General features: G+C 50.1%; 13 tRNA genes and 2 rRNA genes. All 15 read right to left on the bottom strand.

From position 1 onward, the window contains the following. Window positions 1–65: 65 nt before the first annotated feature. Window positions 66–142: transfer RNA gene (locus tag AC1DVN_RS30845), tRNA-Met, on the bottom strand. Between the two features lie 150 nt (window positions 143–292). After that, a tRNA-Ser gene (locus AC1DVN_RS30840) sits at window positions 293–385 on the bottom strand. A 12-nt stretch (window positions 386–397) separates the two neighbouring features. Beyond that, window positions 398–474: transfer RNA gene (locus AC1DVN_RS30835), tRNA-Ile, on the bottom strand. A 7-nt stretch (window positions 475–481) separates the two neighbouring features. Continuing rightward, window positions 482–555 (bottom strand) — tRNA-Met (locus tag AC1DVN_RS30830). An 18-nt stretch (window positions 556–573) separates the two neighbouring features. Then, window positions 574–649: transfer RNA gene (locus AC1DVN_RS30825), tRNA-Ala, on the bottom strand. Window positions 650–669: 20 nt separating this feature from the next. Further along, a tRNA-Pro gene (locus AC1DVN_RS30820) sits at window positions 670–746 on the bottom strand. 12 nt (window positions 747–758) lie between these two features. Beyond that, window positions 759–835: transfer RNA gene (locus AC1DVN_RS30815), tRNA-Arg, on the bottom strand. Between the two features lie 23 nt (window positions 836–858). Next, window positions 859–947, bottom strand: a tRNA-Leu gene (locus tag AC1DVN_RS30810). Between the two features lie 13 nt (window positions 948–960). Beyond that, window positions 961–1,035, bottom strand: a tRNA-Gly gene (locus AC1DVN_RS30805). A 19-nt stretch (window positions 1,036–1,054) separates the two neighbouring features. Beyond that, window positions 1,055–1,139, bottom strand: a tRNA-Leu gene (locus tag AC1DVN_RS30800). Window positions 1,140–1,154: 15 nt separating this feature from the next. Continuing rightward, window positions 1,155–1,230 (bottom strand) — tRNA-Lys (locus tag AC1DVN_RS30795). A 6-nt stretch (window positions 1,231–1,236) separates the two neighbouring features. Beyond that, a tRNA-Thr gene (locus AC1DVN_RS30790) sits at window positions 1,237–1,312 on the bottom strand. A gap of 19 nt (window positions 1,313–1,331) precedes the next feature. Beyond that, window positions 1,332–1,407 (bottom strand) — tRNA-Val (locus AC1DVN_RS30785). A 10-nt stretch (window positions 1,408–1,417) separates the two neighbouring features. Next, window positions 1,418–1,533: ribosomal RNA gene (rrf, locus tag AC1DVN_RS30780) — 5S ribosomal RNA — on the bottom strand. Window positions 1,534–1,668: 135 nt separating this feature from the next. Next, window positions 1,669–1,765, bottom strand: a 23S ribosomal RNA gene (locus AC1DVN_RS30775); the annotation flags it as partial.

Genomic DNA, 1,765 nt, shown 5'->3' with positions numbered 1-1,765 from the left:
GGAATCGAACCCGCGATCTCCTGCGTGACAGGCAGGCATGTTAACCGCTACACCACGGGACCATTTGGTTGCGGGGGCAGGATTTGAACCTGCGACCTTTGGGTTATGAGCCCAACGAGCTACCGTGCTGCTCCACCCCGCGATAATATTATTGTTATAAACACTATGACTCAACGCTTCTAGTAAGTTTGACATCTTCGTTTGGCGATTTGCGCCACCCTCACGATTTCTTTAGAGCGAGTATATGTATGTTTATATGTTTRATGATCTTACACCACACACTTAGTAAAAATGGAGGAGGTAGAGGGATTCGAACCCCCGCGGGATTTGACTCCCCTGTCGGTTTTCAAGACCGATCCCTTCAGCCGGACTTGGGTATACCTCCGCAGTATATAAGTGGTGGACCTTGCAGGACTCGAACCTGCGACCGGACGGTTATGAGCCGTCTGCTCTAACCAACTGAGCTAAAGGTCCTAAAAAATGGCGGCAGAGGGGATCGAACCCCCGACCTCACGGGTATGAACCGTACGCTCTAGCCAGCTGAGCTACGCCGCCAGGATCTTTATAAAATGTTGGTGGAGCCTAGCGGGATCGAACCGCTGACCTCCTGCGTGCAAGGCAGGCGCTCTCCCAGCTGAGCTAAGGCCCCGTAAAAGGGATAAAATAAACTGGTCGGGAAGACAGGATTCGAACCTGCGACCCCTTGGTCCCAAACCAAGTGCTCTACCAAGCTGAGCTACTTCCCGAGTCAAAAATTATGGCGCGCCCGAGAGGACTCGAACCTCTAACCGCTTGATTCGTAGTCAAGTACTCTATCCAATTGAGCTACGGGCGCTAAATATTATGTTTTATGAAAGATGGTGCCGAGGACCGGAATCGAACCGGTACGGTAGTCACCTACCGCAGGATTTTAAGTCCTGTGCGTCTGCCAGTTCCGCCACCCCGGCATTYAAGAAGATATGGAGCGGAAGACGAGGTTCGAACTCGCGACCCCCACCTTGGCAAGGTGGTGTTCTACCACTGAACTACTTCCGCTCGTATAAWATTGTRAAAATGGTGCGGGTGAAGGGAGTCGAACCCCCACGCCTTGCGGCGCTAGATCCTAAGTCTAGTGCGTCTGCCAGTTCCGCCACACCCGCAACTTARTATRAAAATGGTGAGCCATGTAGGATTCGAACCTACGACCCTCTGATTAAAAGTCAGATGCTCTACCAACTGAGCTAATGGCTCTAACAATGGTGCCGGCGAAAGGAGTCGAACCCTCGACCTACTGATTACAAGTCAGTTGCTCTACCAACTGAGCTACACCGGCACGGTGTTAAAAAKAAAAATGGTGGAGGATGACGGGCTCGAACCGCCGACCCTCTGCTTGTAAGGCAGATGCTCTCCCAGCTGAGCTAATCCTCCGRAATAAATCGCCYAGCGAYGWCCTACTCTCACAGGGGGAAACCCCCAACTACCATCGGCGCTAAAGAGCTTAACTTCCGTGTTCGGTATGGGAACGGGTGTGACCTCTTYGCCATYATCACYRGACTGGGTATTYWTTTTTTAAGACAAGATTTATTATAWCAAGTCTSAYGAGAWTTACAAGYGTTTTTTAAAATAAAAAACTATTCTTGTTCACTCAAAACTGGATAAACGGGTCATTGAAAACCATTCAAATTCATTTTGGTTAAGTCCTCGATCGATTAGTATTCGTCAGCTGCACACGTCACCGCGCTTCCACCTCGAACCTATCTACCTCATCGTCTTTGAGGGATCTTAC

The organism is Rhodococcus sp. P4_E4, assembly GCF_056401575.1.
This window is presented reverse-complemented; position numbering and strand designations above follow the sequence as displayed.